The sequence below is a fragment of the Pedobacter suwonensis genome (genome assembly GCF_044762335.1).
Classification (GTDB): Bacteria; Bacteroidota; Bacteroidia; order Sphingobacteriales; family Sphingobacteriaceae; genus Pedobacter.
This window is the reverse complement of record NZ_JBIWEB010000004.1, coordinates 276,908-297,897: the sequence shown is the minus strand read 5'-3', so window position 1 is coordinate 297,897 and position 20,990 is coordinate 276,908. Positions and strand designations below refer to the sequence as shown.

Sequence of the window (20,990 nt, the reverse complement as noted above, 5' to 3'; positions counted from 1 at the left end):
TTCCGTCATTTCGACCGTAGCGGAGAAATCTTTTAAACACGAAAATATCTCTCCATGATGCTACCATTGACAAAATTCAGCAGCGTGATCGTCATTTCGAGGAGGAACGACAAAGCAATCTTTCATGTAGGCAGTTTTGTGCCAGAAAGATTGCTTCGTCGGCTGAAAAAGCCTTCTTGTAATGACGATACTTAACTATCTTTCAGCTAGCATTAAGGCTGTCCATTTCCTCCTGCAGCACCATATATCTGTCCGGTAGAAAAACTGGCATCATTTGCAGCAAGCTGAACATAAATCGACGCCAGTTCGGCAGGTTGGCCGGGCCTGCCCAGCGCAGTATCTTTACCAAATTCTTTAAGTTTTTCAGGGGTTGAACCGCCTCCCATTTGTAAGGGGGTCCATATCGGGCCAGGTGCAACGCCATTTACCCGGATACCTTTAGGCCCAAGTTGTTTGGCAAGGGATTTTACGAAATTTGTGGTAGCGGCTTTTGTTTGTGCATAATCGTAAAGATCAGGTGATGGATCGGTTGCCTGTACAGAAGTGGTTCCAATAATGGATGAGCCTGGTTTTAGATGTGGCAAGGCTGCTTTAATAATCCAGAACGGCGCATATATATTTGTTTTTATGGTCCAGTCAAACTGCTCACTGGTTAAATCAGCAAGCGAAGGCGTGCTTTGTTGTCTTGCTGCATTACTAATCAGGATGTCAAGTCCGCCCAGCTGACTTACGGCGGTATCGACCAGTTTTTTGCAAAAGGCTTCATCTCTGATGTCGCCAGGAATGGCAACGGCCTTACGGCCAGCTTTTTTAATCAGTTCAATAACTTCTCTAGCATCAGGCTCCTCTTGTGGCAGGTAATTGATCGCCACATCTGCACCTTCCCTGGCATAGGCAATGGCTGCGGCTCTTCCCATGCCAGAATCGCCACCGGTAATCAGTGCTTTTCTACCCATCAGTCTTCCCGAACCTTTATAACTGGTTTCGCCATGATCTGGCCTCGGCTCCATTTTGCTGGCTAAAGCCGGCCAGGGCTGATTTTGATGGTTAAAAGGTGGTCGCGGATACTTGGTTGTAGGATCTTCAAGCGCGGCAAGTGGCGAATAATAGGTTTGGTCTACTGTTGCTGCAGTTAGTGTTGGGGCAATGGCCATGCTGGCCAAGCCGAGGCCTAGGCCTCCGAGCGCCTCACGTCGTGTTAAAATTTTTTTTCCGTCCATAATGATGTTTTTAATAGGTATAGATATAACCAGATAAAATTTTAGAAGGTTTGGTTTTTTTGAACATTGATAAACGAGCCCGTCATGTCCAAAACTTTTAGGTCATTCTGCGTGTTTTTTGCTAAAGTGCTTCAATGGAAATAGATATACGAAAGAGAAAAATAGGATTAAATTTTAATGAATACGGGGTAGCCGAAATTTGGCTTTGGGCGCCGTTGGCAGCACAGGTTTCTATTTTAACAGATTCGCGCGGACTAACTTTATCGCTGTTTGATGAAGGCTATGGTTATTGGTATTTGCAAACAGACCAGATTAGTAAGCACGATAAATATCGCTTTAAAATCACGCCTTTAACCGGTAGAGAGGCCCTTGAACGCGCAGACCCGGCCTCTTTATTTCAGGAAGAAGGACCAGGCGGACCATCAACCGCATTTGATGTAAATGCTTTTAGCTGGACGGATGCCGACTGGAAGGGAGTAGCTTTAAACGACTTGGTAATCTATGAACTTCACACCGGTACCTTTACCTCAAAAGGAGATTTCGATGCGATCGAAGCCAAACTTGATTATCTCACCGAACTTGGCATTACCGCCATAGAAATTATGCCGGTAGCACAATTTTCGGGCAACAGAAACTGGGGCTACGATGGCGTATTTCCATTTGCCGTGCAAAATACTTATGGTGGGCCGTCATCGTTACAGCACCTGGTTAATGCCTGCCATGCTAAAGGTTTGGCCGTTATTTTAGATGTCGTTTATAACCATGTAGGGCCTGAGGGGAATTATTTTTCCGATTTTGGCGAATATTTTACTGATAAATACCATACGCCATGGGGCAAGGCTATTAATTTTGATGATGCAGGCTGTGATGCCGTGCGAAGTTTTTTTATTGAAAATGCCTTGATGTGGTTCAGGGATTTTCATATCGACGCCCTGAGGCTGGATGCCGTACACGCTATTAAGGATCTTAGTCCTGCACACATCCTATCAGAAATTAAAGCGCATACCGATAAACTTTCTGAAATTAGCGGCAAACCTTACCAATTAATTGTTGAGCTTGATTTGAATGACGAACGCTATATCCGGTCTCAAAGCAAATATGGTTATGGTATGGATGCCCAATGGGTGGATGAATTTCACCACGCGCTTCGGGTTTGTACCGGGCAAGCCAGAGAAGGCTATTATTCTGATTTCAATGGCGTATCAGATCTGGCCAAATCCTATAAGGATGCTTATGTGTATACCGGCCAGTACTCACCACATCGGCAAAGAAATTTTGGAATGTCTTTGCAGGAAGCCTATGGTGCTAAGTTTATTGTGTTTTCGCAAAACCACGATCAGGTGGGCAACCGTATGCTGGGCGAGAGAAGCAGCAACCTGGTTAGTTTTGAAATGTTGAAGGTAATGGCAGGAGCAGTTTTTTGCAGTCCATTTTTACCATTGATATTTATGGGCGAAGAATGGGCAGAAACCAATCCTTTCCAGTTTTTTGTAAGCCATAGCGATATAGAACTGATTGAAGCGGTAAGAAAAGGAAGAAAGGCAGAATTTGCTGATTTCCATACCTATGGTGAAACACCCGATCCACAGGCAGCGGCTACTTTTGAACGTTCCAAGCTCAATTGGGCGAAAACAGGAGAACCAAGACACAAGACCATGCTCCATTATTATCAAACTTTAATTGCCTTGCGGAAACAAAATCCTGTACTTGCCAATCTTGACCGGGAAAATGTACAGACAGAAAGCTTTCCAGAAAAAAACTGTCTCTTATTAAAGCGCTGGAAAGCTAACAGAGAAATTTTGGTAGGCTTAAATTTTTCCAAACAGATGCAAGCCTTATCCGTTGACCCCGCATTTCAACATACCTCGGTGTTATTAGATTCTTCGTTAACACAGTGGAACGGCCCAAACCCCGAATCAAACCCTATAATGGCTGAAGGCCAGCTTAATTTATTTCCCGAATCGATTCTTATTCTTTACAAAGCAGATGCATAAACCAACTTCTACCTATCGGATCCAGTTTCATAAAAACTTTAACCTCAAATCGCTTGATCAAATTATTCCCTATCTAACAGCATTAGGGGTCGGGACTTTGTACGCTTCTCCAATTTTTGAGGCTATGCCAGGAAGTACGCACGGCTATGATGTGGTGAATCCACTGAAGATAAATCCCGAGATCGGTACAGAGGCAGAGTTGATCAGGATTTCAAAAAAGTTAAAGGCCGCCGGCATCAGCTGGCTTCAGGATATTGTGCCCAACCATATGGCTTACCATCCGGATAACGCCTGGTTAATGGATGTGTTGCAAAAAGGAAAAGACTCAGATTTTGCAAGCTTTTTTGACATTGATTTACAAAAAGGAGATGGGCGTTTGATGGTCCCTTTTCTTGGTGAAGATCTTGAAGAAGCGATTGCGACACAGAAATTAAAGTTGATGGGCATTAATGGTAAATACTACCTGAATTACGGTGAATCCAATTGGCCGGTTAATGCCGAAACTGCAGAAACGCTTTCAACGCAAGCCCTCAGGAAAATTAATAACGATGCTGAAGCATTGACCCAAATTGTTCAAAACCAGCATTACCGTTTATGTAATTGGCAGGAAACCAATGATAAGATCAACTATCGCAGGTTTTTTACTGTCAATGCCTTGATCTGTTTGAATATGCAGCGTCAGGAAACATTCGATCTTTATCACCGTTATATTTTTGAACTAATAGGTAAAGGTGTTTTTCAGGGCTTGAGGATCGATCACGTTGATGGACTATACAATCCGGAAGAATATGTTCAGCGGCTCCGGAAGGCGGTAGGTAAAGACATCTACATCGTGGTAGAGAAAATTCTCGAACATGGAGAAGTGTTACCACAAACGTGGAAAGTGCAGGGGACAACTGGTTACGATTTTTTGGCAACGGTAAATAACCTTTTAACCTATAAAGCGGCCGAAAAGCCTTTCAATAAGCTTTATCAGGAGGTGACAGGCAAAAAGCTCGATCCCGCTAAGCTGATTTATGAGAAAAAAAGCAATATCTTGTTTAAGCACATGCAAGGCGAACTGGATAATTTATTTGAAAGTTTCCTGGCACTTGAACTGGCTGATTTTTCAACCATTAAGAAAGCCGATCTTAAAAGGGCACTTGCCGAAATGCTGATTGCTATGCCGGTGTACCGGTATTATAATTATCGCTTCCCATTGGCACAGGCTGAAGCACATTGTGTTCAAAACCTGCTTAAACCCATTCTTGAGCACAAAAAACTGGCTAAAGCAGGAGAATTTTTGCACCAGGTATTTTTAGAAATCCCGGGAAAGAAAAACACGGCTTACAACCAAAAACTGAGTCATTTTTTCCAGCGTTGCATGCAGTTCACCGGGCCGCTCATGGCCAAGGGGGTGGAAGACACCGCCATGTTTACCTACAACCGGTTTATAGGCCATGCAGAAGTGGGTGATGCACCGGATGCTTTTGGAATGTCGATGAATGAATTTCATGATGAAATGCATAAACGACAGCAGGAGTGGCCTTTTGCCATGAATGGAAGTTCCACCCACGACACCAAAAAAGGGGAGGATGTAAGGGCGAGATTAAATGTGCTTACCGATCTGCCTGGTGAGTGGACCCTGCTGGTGCAACAGCTGAAAAAAACTTTTGCTGCCTTAAAAAAAGAGCATGCCGCTTTTGAACAGTTACATGATAATGATATTTATTTAGTCCTGCAGACCATTATTGGTGTTTTGCCCTTTCATGAAGATGATGACCCTGACATCGAAAACCGTTTGGCCGAATTTATTGTAAAAGCACTGAGAGAATCGAAAAAGCGGTCAGACTGGGCAAATCCGGATGAAAATTATGAAGATAAACTCACCGAATTTTCGCAGCTGATATTAACTGAACCGCAGGAGAGCAATGGTTTAATCAGAAATTTTATAAAACGAATCGCTGATTTTGCAGTTGTCAACAGCTTAGCGCAACTCACCTTGAAATTTACCTGCCCGGGTATCCCTGATGTTTACCAGGGAACGGAATTATGGGATCTAAGTCTGGTAGACCCTGATAACAGAAGACCTGTTGACTATGAAACAAGGGCCAGTGTGCTGGTAGAGTTTGATCATCCTGTGAATTTTAAAAACCTTTTGAAAGAAAGATTTTCAGGAAAGATAAAAATGTGGCTAACCAAAACTTTGCTGGAGATCAGAAAAGCCGAGGCTGATGTTTTTGAACATGGAGCTTATGTCCCTTTGGAAGTTCAGGGTAAGTATAGTCAACATATTTGTGCGTTTGCCAGACAATATAAAGCGCAATGGCTAATTACAGTTGTTCCTTTAGGTTTTGCTAAGTGCTGTAGTGATCAAAATGTGGCAGCCGATAGTTTTGACTGGGAAGATACAGCGGTATTGCTGCCAAACGGCGCACCATTGGGTTGGCAAAACCTGCTTACAGGAAAAAAAGAATATAAAGATCCGTTACATCAGGGTATTCAGGTCAGCCAGTTGTTTAACCAGGTTCCATTGGCGGTGATGAAGTTAATTCCTGAAAATAATCAGCGTGCTGCAGGAGTGCTGATGCACATCAGTGCTTTGCCATCCCGTTTTGGTATTGGCGATTTAGGCCCAGGTGCATATCAGTTTGTAGATTTTCTTGCAGCATCACGACAACGCTACTGGCAGGTTTTACCGCTTAACCCAACCAAAAAAGAAACCGGCTATTCTCCCTATTCAAGCAGTTCTTCAATGGCAGGAAATACGATGCTCATCAGTCCCGAAAGCTTAGTTGAACAAGCGCTTTTAAGCGAAAATGACCTGAATGATTACGTATTACCAGAAACAGGACAAGTGGAGTTTGAAAAAACTGAAAAAATAAAACAGCAGGTGTTGGATAAGGCTTACCAACTGTTTAAAAATAAAGGGGATGAAGATCTGGTAAATGAATTCGACCTGTTTTGCAAAACCGAACAAAGCTGGTTAGTTGATTTCGCTGTTTATACTTGCATAAAGCAACATTTTAAGGGTAAAGAATGGTTTAACTGGTCAGAAAAGTATAAATTAAAAGATCCAAAAACCATCGCTGATTTCGAAAAAAGCAATCAGGACGAAATTGAAGAAATAAAGTGGAAGCAGTTTATTTTTTATCGCCAGTGGTACAGTTTAAAGGAATACGCAAATGCAAAAGGTGTGAGCCTGATCGGCGATCTTCCATTCTATCTTGATTATGATTCGGTTGAAGTATGGGCACAGCGAGAAAATTTCCTGCTGGATAAAAACGGAAATATGACTGTGGTGGCCGGTGTTCCTCCCGATTATTTTAATGAAAGGGGCCAGCTTTGGGGTATGCCTATATACAATTGGGAAAAGATGAAAGCCGAAGATTTTACCTGGTGGGAAAACCGGTTAAGGAAAAATCAGCAATTGTTTAACCTCCTCCGTTTAGATCATTTTAGGGCCTTTTCTACTTATTGGGAGGTTATGGCCGGTAGTGAAGACGCCATTGATGGTGTATGGAAAACGGGAGTTGGTGTCTCATTTTTTAAAACAATAGAAAGAAAATTAGGTAAACTTTCTTTTATTGCCGAGGATCTGGGTGAAATTTCAGAAGATGTGGAACATTTGAGAAAACAATTTCAATTGCCTGGAATTAAGGTATTGCAATTTGCATTTGGCGAAGATATAGCCGGATCGGTACATATTCCACATCAGTTTGGCTCAGTAAATTGCATTGCTTATACCGGAACACATGATAATAATACCACTTTGGGCTGGTTTAAAAACGAAACCGATACAGACCTTAAACAGCGGTTATCCAGATATGTTGGAACAGCGGTTAACGAAAATAATGTTAATGCCATATTGATCAGGCTATGTTATGCTTCAATTGCCAAAATGGCCATCATCCCTATGCAGGATATTTTACAATTAGATGAAAAGGCGCGGATGAACATACCCGGCAAGGCATCAGGAAACTGGACATGGAGGGCAGATAACAATTTTATAACGGAAGAAACAATAAAATGGTTGAGAGCAGAAACGGAATTTTACGGACGTTAGGCAGCTCGAAAATGCATATCAGTTTAATTTCCGGAAGAGGAAAATAATGTATTGTATTATTAGTGCAAAAAGGGTGCAGATATGAAGTTTCGAAAGGAAATTAGTGAAAATTTAAAAAAAATCTTTGGATAATGAGATCTAGCGTTCGAAGAATATTCTGCTAAATATAAAAATAGCATAAGTTTCTTCTTAGAATAAGATAAATGTCATTAGAATGGCCGTTTTTTAAATATGTTATCAATTTTAAATGGCATCTAAATTAATAATTATATATTTGCAGCCTTGAAAGTAAGCAATGTCTAATCCTCTTAATCAGAGGTTTAAACATTACTGATAACCGAGCCGTAGGAATAAGGCTTTTTTAATTTTTTGAAGACAACCTAAACAACCTGAATGCTTAATTTAGTTCTCTTTGGCCCTCCAGGGGCGGGTAAAGGCACCCAATCTGAAAAGCTGATTGCAAAATATCAGCTGGTACACGTTTCAACAGGCGATCTTTTTAGGGCACATGTTAAAGGAGAAACCGAACTGGGAAAAAAAGTGAGTCAACTGCTGGCTGACGGGGAACTGGTTCCTGACGCCATTACCATTGCCATGCTTGAAGAAGAGGTAGATAAAAATCCTGATGCCAAAGGATTTGTATTTGATGGATTTCCACGCACCGTTCCGCAGGCAAAGGAACTTGATTTATTTTTAGAGCGCAAAGGCAGTAAAATTGCCGGTGTTATTGCTTTAGATGTTGACCAAAACGAACTTACCAAACGTATTGCCGAGCGCCATAAAATTAGCGGCCGTCCGGATGACGATGCAGAAAAACTGAAAAAAAGGATTTCGGAATACTTTGATAAAACCATTCATGTATTACCTTATTACGAAGCACAGGGAAAACTGAATAAAGTAAACGGGATTGGTGAAATTGAAACCATTTATAAAGATCTTTGCGCAGTAATTGATCAGTATAAAGTTTAATTGATCATAAGCAGCAGGTATTAAATACCAGTTAATTGGTGCCAGATAAAACGTATTAAGATTAATTTTAGTACCTGATATCATCATAAAACATACAGAGAGTTATAATGTTAAAAACGTTATAACTCTTTAATTTTAGTGGAATTGTTATATAAACTTTCCGTAGTTAACATTACAATAATAAAATATGTCACAGGGTTCAAATTTCGTAGATTATGTAAAAATTTGTTGCCGTTCTGGTAAGGGCGGTGCAGGTTCGGCACATTTACATCGTGATATTTTAACGTCAATGGGTGGTCCTGATGGTGGTGATGGCGGTCGCGGTGGCCACATTATCGTTAAAGGCAGTATCCATATCTGGACATTATTACACCTTAAATATCGCAAACATATTATCGCTGAAGATGGCGGAGCGGGCGGTAGTTCACATAAATCTGGGAAACAGGGTAAGGATGAAATATTAGAGGTTCCCCTGGGTACCATTGCCAAAGATGCGGAAACCGGAGAGGTGCTTTTCGAAATTACCAAAGATGGTGAAACCCGGATTTTAACAGCTGGCGGCCGTGGGGGGTTGGGCAATGCACATTTTAAAAATGCTGTTCAGCAAACACCTCGCTTTGCGCAACCGGGCGAGCAGGGCCAGGAGGTATGGAACATTTTAGAGTTAAAAGTTTTAGCCGATGTGGGGCTTGTCGGCTTCCCAAATGCAGGTAAATCTACGTTACTTTCTGTGGTTTCTGCGGCTAAACCGGAAATTGCCGACTATCCTTTTACCACCATCGTACCTAATCTGGGTATAGTAAGTTACAGAGGTGGGAAATCTTTTGTAATGGCCGATATTCCCGGTATTATCGAAGGTGCATCAAAAGGTAAGGGTTTGGGTTACCGCTTCTTGCGTCATATCGAGCGTAATTCGGTGTTATTATTTATGGTTCCGGCTGATACCAGCCGCTCAATTAAGGAAGAATATGCTATCCTTAAAAGCGAGCTAGAATCCTATAATCCTGAATTAATGCAAAAACCCCACGTTTTAGCCATTACCAAATCAGATATGCTTGACGAAGAGCTGATGGAAGAAATGAAACAGGATTTGCCTAATATTCCTTCCATATTTATCTCATCAGTAGCCGAAAAGAATATTTTAGAGTTAAAAGATATGCTTTGGAAAGAAATTGAAGGGTGATTACCATCAAAATTGTCTTTCTAATTCAATAGCTTTCAGCCAATATGTTTTACTTTGCGGGTGCAACAAGTTATTAAATCAAAAACTTGCTTCTAACGTCTGCTGTAGGTATCATACAATGATCGGCTTGACCGAATAAAGCATAACGGTTACGAGCGAATTTTTGATACAACTGGTTTCGTATACAACCTGGTACCAGATAAGCCACATTTATGATTGGCGACCACCAGGTGCACAGGTTTTTCAAGATGTGTAAAACGGCCTCAGATTTGCTAAAAAACCGGTTGCCGCTGATGACGATAATGCTATCAAATTTGTTAAAATTAACCCGGTGTTGCTGGCTAAGTTTCAATGCAGTCTCACCGTCTAATGGAGCGAAAAGGAACCTGTTTACCCGATCATGCCTGATGGTGTAATTGATATAACTGTTGCAGAAATTGCAAACACCGTCAAAAAGGATAATGTCTTTCTGCGTATTTAAAAAAGATGCCATGATATTTGGTGATTAACAAAATAGATTGCCGGGTAGGTAGCCATAAAAGCCCAAAAAAATGAATTTAGTCCCATAATTACCGCAGTAAAAAAATGAAATATAAATCCCCATATCAGAAATATAAGAGCAAACTCCCAGGGTAAAAATAAACAGAGTGGAAATATGCTTTCCATAATGATTACGTTCCAGCATAAAAAACGATTTGCTGCGGGATATTTTTTTAGAAAGCCTGTCGCTTTTTTTGAGCCATAGGTTTTAGTAGAGAAAACATCCTTTATAGCCGTTCCCGAGCGCCACTCAGCAGATACGAGTTTGGCAATACCAGCCACCGCGTAAGATAGACAAGCTTGTAGGGCAATAAACCACAATCCAATTTCTCTTAATTTACTGCTGGCTAAAACCGGCAAATTGCACATGATCAAAGTAATAATAATGAGCATGCTCATCTGGTCGGAGCCATCGCTACCATAATAGGTGGCTAACGATGAAATCAATAAACTTGCACCCAATAAACTGATTAATACCCAACCGATTGAGCTTTGTAGCGGAAAGAAAAACAATCCAATGATTAGTAGGCACCTGATGGAGAAAAGAACAGTAAGGCCTGATGCACTAAACAATTTAAAAAAAGGTTTTAAAAACGATCTTTGATCGTGTTTGGTCCATTTTAACTGCATTACATTCCAGGATAGCAGTCCGTTTGGAGAAAAGATCTGCACTTTTTTGAGGTACTCGAGTGTAGAAATCAATAAGCCCACACTTAATATGAGGAGTACAGTTTGCGATATATCGTTAAATAAAATCATGATAAGTTTATATTTGGTGAAAAACAGATAATAGAATTAATCCCGGTTCCGTTTCTTTTTGATAACCTGATGACTCGGCCAGCATAAACTGACGGTAACAGTTTTGCGATTTCTTTTTATATTGACTAACCGCATGTAAAACGATGATATAAGGGGTAGAAAACATAAGTAAATTAAGGTTGCCTGTTCGCTCGCGGTAGGAAGGGATACTGGCTACAAGGCTCTGCACAACGTCAGATAAGATTTTTTTGTCCCTTTTTTCAGGGTTCCACAACCATGACCAAAACGTACGTTCTTCGGTAATTTCCAATTCCTGCCATTCGCTGTAATCAGCTTCTGTCACCTTGTCTCTAAATAAGAGGTGGTAATCTCTCTTGCCCGGGTGTGGGGCAAAAAATGTCCATAATGGGATGAGATTGAAAAGATCTATTTTGTACCTGATGAACCAGGATATCTTCGTTTCCTTGAATTGGCATAATACGGTTGCTATTAACCAGCAGGCCAGGAAAGCAGTTATTGTCATTTCGTAAATAACTGTAGGGTCTAATTTCTGTGTCATAACATCAAATAGGTTAGAAAAAAGGAGAGCACGTATGCATGCCCTCCCCTAATTGTTAATTGAATTTTTTGCGAAGTTCGATCAGTTTTTCTAACGATAAACCGTTATCGGCTTCTTTAGCTAGACTGCTGATTTCTTCTTCGTTCAAAGAACTTGCAGCGCCAATTGCTTCTGCAACCTGTGTAACTACTGGTGTAGCTTTCACAGTTACTTTAACTGCCTTTACAGCAGTACGTGCAATTGCAGCAATAAAAAGTGGTGCTGCTGAATTTGATTCAACAATTTCATTGTCGCCTTTCAAGTCGGCGATTAAGGCATCTAGAACTGCTAATTCTGCCTTGGTTAAGCTTGACTTTGCCATTTTGTTTCTTTTTGAGGTAAATAAATAATGATTAGTGTGCCTTGGTTTTGAAGCTTCGTTTGCACAATATAAATGTCGGCACACCAACGTTTCCGCAGTAGTGTGAAAATACCTATTTGAAAAGTAACGTATTTATACGCAGTTTTGGAAAGTCAAAGGCATAATTTTAACATCAAAAATTCTGAAAAAGTATTTGAAAACAGTGCGTTATGTCGGATTTGGATAGCCGAAGTGCATAGCTAATCGAGCTGACAACAAAAGAGAAGAGTTATTCTACTACACCATTTTTAATGGCAAACATCACCAGGCCTGCGGTATTGCGAACACCGGTTTTCTCGATTATACGCATTCTAATACCTTCAACTGACCGCGGACTTAGAAAAAGTTCATTACCGATTTCGGCAGCTGTTTTCTCGTTGCAGATCATCTTTAATACATCCAATTCACGTTCAGAGAATGCTATTGTCTGGTTCAGCGAAGGTTTGATCGGACCTTTAAAAGTAAGTTTTTTAAGAAGTGCCTTCGTTACAAGATCATTAAAATAATAGTCACTTTCATATATTGAATAAATGGCTTTTCGTATTTCTTTTGGGTCTGCATTTTTCAGTAGGTAGCCATTGGCGCCGTTCTCCATCAGGTGTATAATGAATTTGACGTCATCATACATTGTTAAAACCAGTATCTTAATATCATTAGCATATTTTTTACGGATCAATTTCATGGCCTCTATACCATCTATTAAAGGCATTTTGATATCCATTACAATCACATCAGGCTGTAATTGCTCGAGTTTTTGCATAAGTTCCTGTCCATCTGAAACCTCAAATAGTACTTCCAGATTTTTATCGCGGTTAAAGCCAACCTTTAATCCGTCTCTAAAAATACTGTAATCATCTGCTATTGCTATTCTGATTTTTAGCATCTCTATTTATAAATTACACATAAAATTAACAATCCTAGATAAAAAATGAAGACATTTAATGAATTTTAATACTACATATTTGTATTATTAATTAAAATTCAGATTTTAATCAGGGTTGATCTATTTGGTCGACAGGTATTTTAATTTCGATCAGATAATCGTCAAGATGATGTGAAAATTGAAGTTCTGCCTTGAGCAGGATTATTCTGTTCTGGATATTTTTAAGCCCTAATCCATTTTTAATGAAACGTAATCCCTGATATTGTTGATGTGTAAGTCCATCGCCATTGTGTGATATATGAAATACCAGGTTATTGCCGATATGGTATGACTGTATGTGGATGTGCTTAGCCCTGGCATGTTTAATGATGTTATGAACCAATTCTTGTATTATTCTGTAAATACTGATATTTTTATGGCTTGCCTTTGTACTATATTTGTTGGTTAAATTTAAATCGATTTTAATGATATTATTATGGCTGATGTTTCCACAAAAATGAGAAATAGCCTCTTTTAATCCGAGTTCTTGCAAAATGCTGGAATGAAGATTGTGAGAAATGCTCCTGATTTTATGGATGCCTTCATCCAGCAAACTTTTACCTTTATGGTACATTTCCTTGCTAATATCGTCACAATCATTAATATTAATCCCATAAAAATGAAGGCTTGATGATCCGAGGATAGCCCCAACTTCATCGTGTAGTTCTTCGGCTATGCGGTGGCGCTCTATTTCTTCACTTCTTACAGCCGCTTCTATCAGCTTATTTTTCTGGTCATTTTGTAATGCTTGTAAATTAAGCCCGTACTGGATCTTTTTGCGCTGCATAAAGATAAAAATAAGTAACAAGCTTACAAATAACATCAGCATTGCTGCAATACCCGCCATTAACATCAATATGATTTTATTGTTTTCCTGATTCATAAAATCCTTTGGCTATAAACAAATTGAAAATAATGTATGAAATGTTATGCAGGCTCCACAGGTTAATAGCAAAATTTTGAAAATGTATAGTGAGTTCGTTGTACAGGAGAAAAATGAAGAAATTTAGTGCAACAAAGATTCCCAGGCCTGTAATGATCCAGAAACTACTATTGGTAATCTTGATGGTAACATTCTTTTTTATTTCGAATAAATAGTATTGGATCACATAAAACAAGAGTAAAATGGCTTCAGTAGAGAGTAAACGGCTGCTCAGTTTCCAGTAATCAAAAAAGTTTTCGAAAAAGATGAAATTAACGATTAAAAATAAGGTAAAACATACAGGGATGGCTCTTTTAAGCGCAACTATAAAAGGCTGATCTAAACAGATAAAGAAAGCACTAAAAAGATAAAAGCGAACGATGGAATGTATATTGTACAAAAAATTATTCGACTTAAAGGCAACGGGTAGAATGTTTCTGAATTTCCAGATAAAATCAATCGAAAGATTTATAGCCAATGCCATCCATATATAAAAAACAACCAGTTTAAGATGTCTTGGTTGTTTTTTATATAATAATATAAATAAAGGGATAAACAGTGCCCACACTTCAGACCAATCTATAATGTATTGGAATAACTTAAGCATCTGATAATAAGTTAAAAGTCGCTTATAGTAGCCGGTGGTGATGGGTTGGTAAAAATTGGGTTGGCGTTGATTTCCCGGAATAGCTCTACATCTCCTATATCAACCCGTTTAAAGGACTTAATGCTGTAAAAAACATTTCCACGGTTAACGTTTGGGATAAATACAAGATAATCTGGCTTATCACCGTTCACATCCGGTGTGTTGATCAGAGATAGGATATTGGTGAGCGATATAATATTATTGCTCATCATAATCGGTCCGCTTAAACTCAAAGCATTATTGTTGTAAACTTCAAGGTGATCAAAATAACTGCTGTACTGGTTACTCGAGGCCATATACCCATAAGCGATAAGCTTTAACGGCTTAGCCGGCTGATCTGTTTCTGGAAAGAGATAACAGAATACAAATTGATCAATACCTGGCGAATGCTGGATCATTGTTTGGATAGCGCTAGTTTCGTACTTTAACCAGTAAAATTTTTGGGTTTGTTTTTCTTTTGTGAGCATTTCGTTTATAGATTTAATGCTATAAATATATACAAATTTAGTATATTAAAAAATGCATGTAAGTAAAATTAAAATACTTTTTTGTATGGTTAATCAGATATGCTTGCGTGTCGATTTTTATAATTATGAGGGAGTAACAATTTTGGTTAGAAGCGATAATAAGATATATAATATAAAAACAGCATCCATTGGCAATATTACCAATGGATGCTGTTTTATTATATTGGATTTAGAATTGTCAATTTCGGATATAGGTGAAGTCAAACGAGTCAACAGTAATTTTAGCTCTATTATATTCCCGACTATCAAATTGGTATTTCTGATATTAATTCTTTGATGCTATTGCAAAAGTTAAGCTCAGAAAATGTATCTGCGCCAGAGTAATGAAAGCAACAATTTGAGCAGTTCAAAATCTTTAACTTTAAAAATCTAGGCATGTAATACTTAATCCATGCCAAAAACCTGGTTTTGCTTGTCTAACCCTGTCCTTCCTGAACCTGTCCATTTTCATGAGCATTTTCAAGAATCTCTTTCACATCTGATTTACGTTTTTTAGTAACCGTGTGCTTAAAATGGGGTACTTCGTGCTGCACAATATCTTCTTCAATAGCTTCTACGCCAAAAACTTTCTCTTTTAGTAAATTATATTTGTCTTGGAAACCATATCGAAGGTTTTTAGCGCCACCAGCAATTTTCCCCCGGGTGCCCGCACCGCTATCAGGGGCAAATAAAATACTGATTACTGCCCCAGCTGCCAAACCAGCTACCAAGGCCAGGGCTATTTTTGCACTGTTATCTGATTCGTGCTTCAAATATTTTCCGATTAACTTTCTGTATTTCATAAGGTAATGTTTTTCTAAGGAACAATTTGCATGTTATAATGTTTGAGTTTTTTTGATTTGGAATGCGGTTACCACTTAGCTTTTTTACTTATGATGAGATGAAAGAATCGATGCAGATGTTCAGATCAGCTGTTGCCATTGCAAATGTAAAGCTTACCTGGAGAAAACATTGAGATCACTATTTAAGCAAGAAAATAGGCCTTTTACAGTTCATTTCAAATTTTCTGAAGTGATTTCCCCGCAGGCATATTTTAGGCGTCTGTCTCCATAATATGTAAGATACCTGTTAGTTACTTTGCAAACATTCTGGATAGCATTTGTGAAATATAACATTGCCGGAGTTACAGTATTTAAGGAATTGCAGTATCTGTTTTTAAAAAAATACCAGACTTTTACATATGTTTAAAGTTAAAGCACAATATTTGACATACTAAAACGAATTGAAATGGTAAAAGCAACAATAAATAAAGAACATTACGCCTGTTCGGTTACAAATGGTTCGCATGACATTATCGTAGATGAACCTATAGAATTGGGTGGTACCCACAAAGGTTTTGCCCCCAAGGGATTATTAATGGCTTCTTTGGCCTCCTGTGTAGCCATTACCTTAAGGATGTATGCTGATAGAAAAAAATGGCCAATTGACAAAATTGAAGTGGAAGTTAATGTAGATACCGAAAATGGCGAAACGATCTTCCTGGAAGAAATTACCTGTACGGGTGTGCTTACCGAAGAGCAGAAATTGAGGCTGGAAGAAATTGCATCAAAATGTCCGGTGAGTAAAATGCTGGCTGTTGGTCATGAAATCAGATCCAGCGTACTTTAGTTATACTGATGGTGCAAAACTCCTTCATGCAATCATAAAAAGCTTTAATTATCTTTGTAATCCCCAGTATTTGCTGCGTTAAAAATAATTTTATGCCGACTGAAATAAAATGCCCCAATTGTGCCCATGTTTTTCCGATGGAAGAAGCTATGGCTGAAGATTATAAGAAAGAGTTACGAGAGAAGGCGGCCGCTTATGCCAGACAGAAAGATGAAGAATATCAGCGTAAACTGCAGGTTTTTGAATCAGAAAAACAGCAGCAGTTAAAAGCTTTTGAAGCTAAACTTGCGGAAGAGAAAACCAGACTCAAAGATAACCTGGAGGAAAACCTGCGTAAAAGTATTTCAGCCGATTTTGAAAACAAACTGCAGATCCTGGAAGGTAATGCGAAAGAGAATGCCGAAAAACTAAAGCTGGCACGCGAAAAAGAACTCGACTTTTTACGCCGGGAGGAAAGCCTGAAGGTGAAAGAAGAAGAAATGGAACTTGCTTTTCAACGTAAAATGCAGGAACAGCGGAATGAGCTGGTAGAACAAATCCGTAAACAGGAGGCAGAAAAAAATAGCATTAAAGATACCGAACATCAACTGCGTTTAAAGGAACTGGAAAAGCAGCTCGACGATCAGAAAAAGTTGGCCGAAGAGATGAAACGCAAAGCCGAGCAGGGGAGCATGCAATTGCAGGGCGAGGTGCAGGAGTTGATCTTGGAAGAACTGCTGCGTACCAATTATCCTTTCGATCTGATTGAAGAAGTAGGCAAGGGAGTGCGAGGTGCAGATTGTGTACAGGTGGTGCGTAATCAATTCGGACAGGAATGCGGCAAAATAATTTACGAGAGCAAGCGCACCAAAGATTTCGGTGGCGACTGGATTGAAAAATTAAAAAAAGACATGCGCAGCATGGGCATTGATGTAGCTGTAATTGTGAGTCAGTGTTACCCAAAAGGCATGAATTGTTTCGGGCAGCGTGATGGGGTTTGGATCTGTTCTTTCGAAGAAGTAAATGCCGTGGCCTATGTCTTGCGTGAGGGTATTTTGCGTTTGGCAGGTGCAGTAAAATCGCAGGAAAACCGTGGTGAAAAAATGCACATGTTATACGATTATTTAATGGGTGCAGAGTTTTCGGAACAATGGAAGGCCATTAGAGAAGGTTTTATGAGTATGAAACTATCCATTCAGCGCGAGCGCGATGCGATGGAACGTTTATGGAAAGCACGTGAAAAGCAATTGGAGAAAGTATTGCTGAATGCGACCCATATCCGCGGCTCGATAGAAGGAATTGCAGGTAGCGATAGTGTGCAGTTGAGCTTAACTGATGATGACGATACCTTGCTTTTGGAATAATCCGTGGTATCGTCATCCTGAACTTGTTTCATTTCAGGATCTATTTGAATAGACCAGGTTGCTCCTCGGCAGGTGTAAATTGCAAACTGCAATCAAAACCTGCGGTTACTAATGTGATACAATAATAATAAATAAACGACAACATGAAGAAGAAAACTAACCAATCTTTTACCGGCTCTAAAATCCTTACTTTAATATGCGCTTTGCTATTTTTCGGGAATACTTTCGGGAACGTTCCCGGAGTGAAGTTACAATCGCCTGATGGGAACCTCGTAGCCGGTTTTGCGTTAACTGAAGGAGGAGTGCCTACCTATAGCTTAACCTACAAAGGAAAAGATGTAATTAAAACGAGTAAGTTAGGTTTGGAACTCAAAGAGGGTAAATCTTTAATGAACGGTTTCTCCATTACCGATACCAAGACCAGCACATTCAACGAAACCTGGAAGCCGGTTTGGGGCGAAGTAAAAGAAATTGTAAATCACTACAATGAACTTGCAGTAACCTTAACCCAAAAAGAAACAAACCGTTACATTATCATCCGCCTTCGTTTGTTTAATGATGGTTTGGGTTTTAGATATGAATTCCCAGAACAGAAAAACCTCGATTATTTTGTAATCAAAGAGGAGAAAACGCAGTTTGCCCTGGCTGGCGATCATAAGGCTTTTTGGCTTCCCGGAGATTATGATACACAGGAGTACAGCACGGTAACTTCAAATTTGTCTGAAGTTCGTGGAAAAATGAAAGCTGCTGTAACACCAAATGCCTCTCAAACTACGTTTTCTCCAACGGGCTTACAAACGCCTTTGATGATGAAAAGCAAAGATGGCTTATACATTAATATACATGAAGCAGCACTCGTTAACTATTCTTTAATGTCGTTAAATCTGGATGACAAAAACATGGTTTTAGAATCCTGGTTAACACCAGATGCAGTTGGCGACAAGGGTTATATGCAGGCACCCTGTTTATCGCCATGGCGTACCATTATTGTTAGTGATAAAGCTGGCGACATCTTAACATCAAAGCTTACCTACAACCTTAACGAGCCCACAAAATTCAAAGATGTATCGTGGATAAAACCAATCAAATACGTTGGTGTTTGGTGGGAAATGATTACCGGGAAAAGTACCTGGGCATATAACGATTTAACCAGTGTGCAATTGGGCGTAACCGATTATTCGAAAACAAAACCCAATGGAAAACATGCCGCAAACACTGCGCATGTGAAAGAATATATCGATTTTGCTGCTAAAAATGGTTTAGACGCTATTTTAGTTGAGGGATGGAACGAGGGTTGGGAAGATTGGTTTGGTAAAACAAAAGACTATGTATTTGATTTTGTTACCCCTTACCCTGATTTTGATGTAAAAGAACTGCACCGTTATGCGGCAAGTAAAGGTGTAAAAATGATTATGCATCATGAAACTTCTTCGTCGGTCCGTAATTATGAGCGTCATCTGGATACGGCCTATAAATTTATGAAAGCCAATGGTTACGATGCCGTTAAAAGTGGTTATGTAGGTAACATCATCCCAAGGGGAGAGCACCACTACGGTCAGTGGTTAAACAATCATTACCTCTATGCCATTCAAAAAGCGGCCGAATATAAAATTATGGTGAATGCGCATGAGGCAGTTCGTCCGACGGGTTTGGCACGTACCTATCCAAATTTAATCGGAAATGAATCGGCAAGAGGAACCGAATACGAAGCATTTGGAGGCAATAATGCCGATCATACCACCATTTTACCATTTACCCGTTTAATTGGTGGTCCGATGGATTACACCCCTGGTATTTTTGAAACCAGGGTAAGTGCATACAATCCGGCAAACACCTCTTTTGTACACAGTACATTGGCGCGCCAACTGGCACTTTATGTAACCATGTATAGCCCTCTGCAAATGGCTGCCGATTTACCAGAAACTTATAACAAGTACATGGATGCTTTCCAGTTTATTAAAGATGTAGCGGTAGATTGGGACGATACCAGAGTGTTAGAAGCAGAACCCGGCGATTACATTACTTTTGCACGTAAGGCAAAAGGTAAAAATAATTGGTTTGTGGGGCGTACCAATGATGAGGAAGCCCGCACTTCAAAAATCGACTTCAGCTTTTTAGATCCAGGTAAAAAATATACTGCAACCATTTATGCTGACGCAAAGGATGCCCATTATGAAACCAATCCCAAAGCTTATACCATCCGCAAAATAGAAGTTACCAATAAAACGAAATTGACTCAGTATTGTGCTCCGGGTGGTGGATATGCAATTAGCATTATTGCAAAGTAGTCTGCCGATTTTTTCGTTTTCAGTTATAGTGTGGTGTCAGTTGTTACCAACTGACACTTTATTTTATTAGTCGTAGCGCCTCGCTACGACTTTTTTATTGCTGTTTTTAGCCACGGATAAACACAGATCAACACGGATGTGAATACTTATCTGTGTTGATCCTTTTTATCTGTAGTTAGATATTAGTGCTGTCAGTTGTTACAAACTGACAGCTAAACATTCGAATACGAAACAATAGAAAAATAGTTATTTTATAATATCTTAGCTATACCTTAAAACCAAGCAATTAACTGGACATTATCATGGCTAAAATGAAAAACCATATTGAACTTCAATTTTTAAGCGAACCGTCTGACGTTAACTATGGGGGTAAGGTGCATGGCGGGATGATGATGAAGTGGATTGATCAGGCTGCTTTTGCCTGTGCCCTGCAGTGGAGCCAAACCTATTGTGTAACAGTTTACGTGGGTGGAATCCGGTTTTTTCATCCTGTTCACATCGGTCATTTAGTGAAGATGGAAGCACGCATTATTTATACGGGTAAAACCAGTATGCATATAGCTGTTGATGCTTATTCAAAACCGGTAGCGCAAACAGATTTTGTTAAAAATACACACTGTATTATTGTTTTTGTTGCGGTAGATGACAATGGGCAGCCGAAGCCAATCCCGGCTTTTCAACCTAAAACCGAAAAAGAAATAGCCATGCATGGTTATGCCCTAAAATTAATGGAATTACGGAAAAGCATTGATAAGGAAATGGAACCGTATATTGTGTAGGGGTGAGTGTTGAGCGGTTGGCGTTTATCATTAACCACAGAGAAAACAGAGGAAAGGCACCGAGTAGACGGAGTTAGTTTTGCGGTCATGTCAAAATCTGATTCTCTGTGAACCTCTGTGAAAAACTCATTGTCCTCTGTGGTAACTAACTTTGCGCCTTTAGAATTTTTATTTTAGGTTTGACCACAGAGAAAACAGAGGAAAGGCACCGAGTAGACGGAGTTAGTTTTGCGGTCATGTCAACATCTGATTCTCTGTGAACCTCTGTGAAAAACTCATTGTCCTC

At 39.6% G+C, this 20,990-nt stretch carries 18 protein-coding genes; 8 read left to right on the top strand and 10 right to left on the bottom strand.

The genetic code is table 11. The features are described 5' to 3' along the window. Positions 1-212 precede the first annotated feature (212 nt). Entirely contained in the window at positions 213-1,220 is a 1,008-nt protein-coding gene (locus tag ACIQXP_RS08985; protein WP_293744174.1) for an SDR family oxidoreductase, read from the bottom strand. A 134-nt stretch (positions 1,221-1,354) separates the two neighbouring features. Between ACIQXP_RS08985 and treZ the strand changes: the two genes are divergently transcribed. The 4 genes from treZ to obgE all read left to right on the top strand — a co-directional run bounded on the left by treZ (position 1,355) and on the right by obgE (position 9,411). Then, positions 1,355-3,214: a malto-oligosyltrehalose trehalohydrolase gene (treZ, locus tag ACIQXP_RS08980; RefSeq protein WP_387505270.1), complete on the top strand. Its 1,860-nt coding sequence runs from the start codon at positions 1,355-1,357 to the stop codon at positions 3,212-3,214. Then, positions 3,207-7,259 carry a malto-oligosyltrehalose synthase gene (gene treY / locus ACIQXP_RS08975; protein ID WP_387505269.1) on the top strand — a complete coding sequence of 1,351 codons (4,053 nt, stop codon included), beginning with the start codon at positions 3,207-3,209 and terminating at the stop codon, positions 7,257-7,259. The genes treZ and treY overlap by 8 nt, the downstream gene beginning before the upstream one ends. A 393-nt stretch (positions 7,260-7,652) precedes the next feature. Beyond that, complete coding sequence (locus tag ACIQXP_RS08970) at positions 7,653-8,228, top strand: adenylate kinase (RefSeq protein ID WP_090984795.1); 576 nt, start codon at positions 7,653-7,655, stop codon at positions 8,226-8,228. A gap of 187 nt (positions 8,229-8,415) precedes the next feature. Continuing rightward, positions 8,416-9,411 carry a GTPase ObgE gene (gene obgE / locus ACIQXP_RS08965; protein ID WP_387505268.1) on the top strand — a complete coding sequence of 332 codons (996 nt, stop codon included), beginning with the start codon at positions 8,416-8,418 and terminating at the stop codon, positions 9,409-9,411. Positions 9,412-9,484: 73 nt separating this feature from the next. Here obgE and ACIQXP_RS08960 read toward each other — a convergent pair whose 3' ends face one another. From ACIQXP_RS08960 to ACIQXP_RS08920, 9 genes are all read right to left on the bottom strand, one after another. Continuing rightward, positions 9,485-9,904: a thiol-disulfide oxidoreductase DCC family protein gene (locus ACIQXP_RS08960; RefSeq protein ID WP_387505267.1), complete on the bottom strand. Its 420-nt coding sequence runs from the start codon at positions 9,902-9,904 to the stop codon at positions 9,485-9,487. Beyond that, positions 9,889-10,710: a hypothetical protein gene (locus ACIQXP_RS08955; RefSeq protein ID WP_293744182.1), complete on the bottom strand. Its 822-nt coding sequence runs from the start codon at positions 10,708-10,710 to the stop codon at positions 9,889-9,891. Before ACIQXP_RS08955 ends, ACIQXP_RS08960 begins: the two co-directional genes overlap by 16 nt. A gap of 7 nt (positions 10,711-10,717) precedes the next feature. Then, entirely contained in the window at positions 10,718-11,269 is a 552-nt protein-coding gene (locus tag ACIQXP_RS08950; protein WP_387505266.1) for a hypothetical protein, read from the bottom strand. Positions 11,270-11,324: 55 nt separating this feature from the next. Continuing rightward, on the bottom strand, positions 11,325-11,630 hold the full coding sequence (locus ACIQXP_RS08945; protein WP_090984785.1) for a hypothetical protein: 306 nt from the start codon (positions 11,628-11,630) through the stop codon (positions 11,325-11,327). Between the two features lie 268 nt (positions 11,631-11,898). After that, positions 11,899-12,552, bottom strand: a complete 654-nt coding sequence (locus ACIQXP_RS08940; RefSeq protein ID WP_293744186.1) for a response regulator transcription factor — start codon at positions 12,550-12,552, stop codon at positions 11,899-11,901. Between the two features lie 109 nt (positions 12,553-12,661). Next, on the bottom strand, positions 12,662-13,474 hold the full coding sequence (locus tag ACIQXP_RS08935) for a sensor histidine kinase (protein WP_387505265.1): 813 nt from the start codon (positions 13,472-13,474) through the stop codon (positions 12,662-12,664). Further along, complete coding sequence (locus tag ACIQXP_RS08930; RefSeq protein ID WP_293744190.1) at positions 13,455-14,120, bottom strand: hypothetical protein; 666 nt, start codon at positions 14,118-14,120, stop codon at positions 13,455-13,457. The genes ACIQXP_RS08935 and ACIQXP_RS08930 overlap by 20 nt, the downstream gene beginning before the upstream one ends. Positions 14,121-14,131: 11 nt before the next feature. Then, entirely contained in the window at positions 14,132-14,626 is a 495-nt protein-coding gene (locus tag ACIQXP_RS08925; RefSeq protein WP_293744192.1) for a hypothetical protein, read from the bottom strand. A gap of 476 nt (positions 14,627-15,102) precedes the next feature. Continuing rightward, the gene (locus ACIQXP_RS08920) at positions 15,103-15,468 is read right to left on the bottom strand and encodes a YtxH domain-containing protein (protein WP_145860090.1); all 366 of its coding nucleotides are present in this window, start codon (positions 15,466-15,468) and stop codon (positions 15,103-15,105) included. A 445-nt stretch (positions 15,469-15,913) separates the two neighbouring features. Here ACIQXP_RS08920 and ACIQXP_RS08915 point away from each other — a divergent pair, with 445 nt between their 5' ends. From ACIQXP_RS08915 to ACIQXP_RS08900, 4 genes are all read left to right on the top strand, one after another. Further along, entirely contained in the window at positions 15,914-16,294 is a 381-nt protein-coding gene (locus ACIQXP_RS08915; RefSeq protein ID WP_387505264.1) for an OsmC family protein, read from the top strand. Positions 16,295-16,386: 92 nt separating this feature from the next. Next, positions 16,387-17,637, top strand: coding sequence for a DUF2130 domain-containing protein (locus tag ACIQXP_RS08910; RefSeq protein WP_145860092.1), 1,251 nt, complete (start codon positions 16,387-16,389; stop codon positions 17,635-17,637). A 143-nt stretch (positions 17,638-17,780) separates the two neighbouring features. Beyond that, on the top strand, positions 17,781-19,925 hold the full coding sequence (locus tag ACIQXP_RS08905; RefSeq protein ID WP_387505263.1) for a glycoside hydrolase family 97 protein: 2,145 nt from the start codon (positions 17,781-17,783) through the stop codon (positions 19,923-19,925). Positions 19,926-20,227: 302 nt separating this feature from the next. Beyond that, positions 20,228-20,704, top strand: coding sequence for an acyl-CoA thioesterase (locus ACIQXP_RS08900; RefSeq protein WP_293744195.1), 477 nt, complete (start codon positions 20,228-20,230; stop codon positions 20,702-20,704). The last annotated feature ends 286 nt before the right edge of the window (positions 20,705-20,990 follow it).